Consider the following 2,138-nt stretch of genomic DNA (forward strand, 5'->3'; position numbering starts at 1 on the left):
CTGTCGTCGTTCCACACGAGAACGTTGCAGTCGCTATGGCGCACGGCCATCACATGATTACAGGGCAGATGCAGGCTGTCATGGTCCATGTGGGTCTCGGCACTGCAAATGCACTTAACGGCATCTACAATGCTGCACGGCTCAACATCCCGATCCTTCTCGCCGCGGGCCGGACGCCGGCGACCGAGTCAGGTGTATTCGGCGGTCGCAACAACTACATCAACTGGGCGCAGGAAATGTTCGACCAGTCGGGCATGATCCGTGAGTTGGTGAAATGGGAGTATGAGCTTCGTCATCCATCCCAACTCCAGACGGTAGTCGATCGCGCGATGTCGATCGCGCAAAGTTCGCCGCCCGGTCCGGTTTACCTAACACTCCCGCGCGAAGTATTCGCCGCCACCCAACAGAGGGCCAACATCGCTACGCAAGCGACAATGGTACGGAGTGAGCCGCCAGACCCCAACAGAGCGGCAATCGCCACTTTGGCCGGATGGCTCACCGATGCAAAGCGTCCGATGATCATCACGTCGGCAGCCGGCCACAAGCCTGAGCTGTGGTCCGCCCTGTCACGGCTGGCGGRGCGTTTTGCTATTCCTGTCGTGCAGTATCGCCCGCGTTACATGGCCCTGCCGACGAACCACCCAATGCATTGCGGTTACAACCCAAATCCACTGCTCAAGCAGGCCGACCTGGTCATTGTTCTCGAAAGCGACGTGCCTTGGATTCCCGACGAGGTCGGAAAGATCGAGGCTCGCGTCGTTCAAGTCGGCTTGGATCCACTCTTCCAGCGATACCCTATTCGAGGCTTCCCTTCCGATTTGTCGATTGTGGCGGAAGCAGCCACCGCGCTGAACCACCTTTTTTCGACACTTCCAGACGAAGCATCGACAAGCGAGGCGACGGCGGTTCGGCGCGCCGAGATCGCGCATCAGCGGCCAAGCCTTGCTCCGCGCAGCATGTTCTCCCAAGGCGAGATTCCCAAGTCCATGACGCCCCGTTGGATCACAGCCTGCATCGAACGCGCCCGCGACGAAGATACCATTCTCGTCAATGAGTACCCGCTCGTTCTCGAGGAGCTTACCTCGCAGGGGCCGGGTCAGTTCTTTGCTCACAGCCCCGCAGGTGGGCTAGGTTGGGCGATGGGTGCAGCGCTTGGTGCAAAACTCGGCAAACCCGACGCAACGGTGATCGCGGCCGTGGGTGATGGCGTCTATATGTTCGGAAATCCGACTCCGGTCCACATGGTGTCGCGTGCGATGGATCTTCCGACGCTGACCGTCATCTTCAACAACAAGCGCTGGGGTGCCGTGCACCGGGCGACATTGTCCATGTACCCGCAAGGATATGCGGCCGCCGAATCCGAGCCGCCATTCGCCACGCTGGAACCGTCCCCGGATTTCGAGCAAATCGTCGTGGCCTCGGGCGGCTACGGCGAGCAAGTGACGGATCCCGCCGACCTTCCGGCGGCAATCGAGCGAGCGCTGCGGGTCGTACGGGACGAAAGGCGCCAGGCCGTGCTCAACGTCATATGCGAGGCGGTCTATGCGCGCACAAGCTGAACATCTCGATGGCGCTGCTTTCTCTCCCGACGCGCTTGCGCTACCGACTGGTTCCTTCGTCGATGGTCGCCGCGTTGATGGAGACGGCGATTTCCTTGAGATCGTGCGACCATCTGATGCCAAAGTAATTGCGCGGTTTCGCGGAGCATCCACTGGTCTCGTCGATTTGGCGGTCTCGTGTGCAGCGCGGGCGTTCCGAGAAAGTGGGTGGCGCGAGGCCGCACCGCGCAGACGTGCAGCGGTCATGCGGCGTTGGGCGGATCTCGTCGATCAACACAACGAGGAGCTGGCGCAACTCGAGGCGGTGACGACCACGCGCATCATAGCGGAAACGCGTGTCCGCGACGTCCCCGTCGCCGCGGAGTTACTGCGCTTCTATGGCGAATGCTCGGACAAGGCGGATGGAGAGGTTTATCCAACGGCTGCAAATGTCTGGAGTGTCGGCAAGCCTGAACCCTACGGTGTGGTTGCAGCCATTTCGCCATGGAATGTGCCTTTGGTATTGGCGACAGCTAAGTTTGCGCCTGCTCTCGCGGCGGGGAACGCCGTTGTGCTCAAACCGTCTGAATTGACGCCCTT

2 protein-coding genes are annotated in these 2,138 nt (G+C 60.8%); both read left to right on the plus strand.

The features are described from left to right. A partial coding sequence (locus AC1DT3_RS18885) for a thiamine pyrophosphate-requiring protein (protein WP_477466756.1) occupies nucleotides 1-1,559 on the plus strand: 1,559 nt, incomplete at its 5' end. After that, nucleotides 1,543-2,138: aldehyde dehydrogenase family protein (locus tag AC1DT3_RS18890; protein ID WP_477466757.1), on the plus strand; the 596-nt coding region annotated here is incomplete at its 3' end. The genes AC1DT3_RS18885 and AC1DT3_RS18890, both read left to right, overlap by 17 nt.

The sequence above is a fragment of the Microvirga sp. P4_G7 genome (assembly GCF_056401005.1).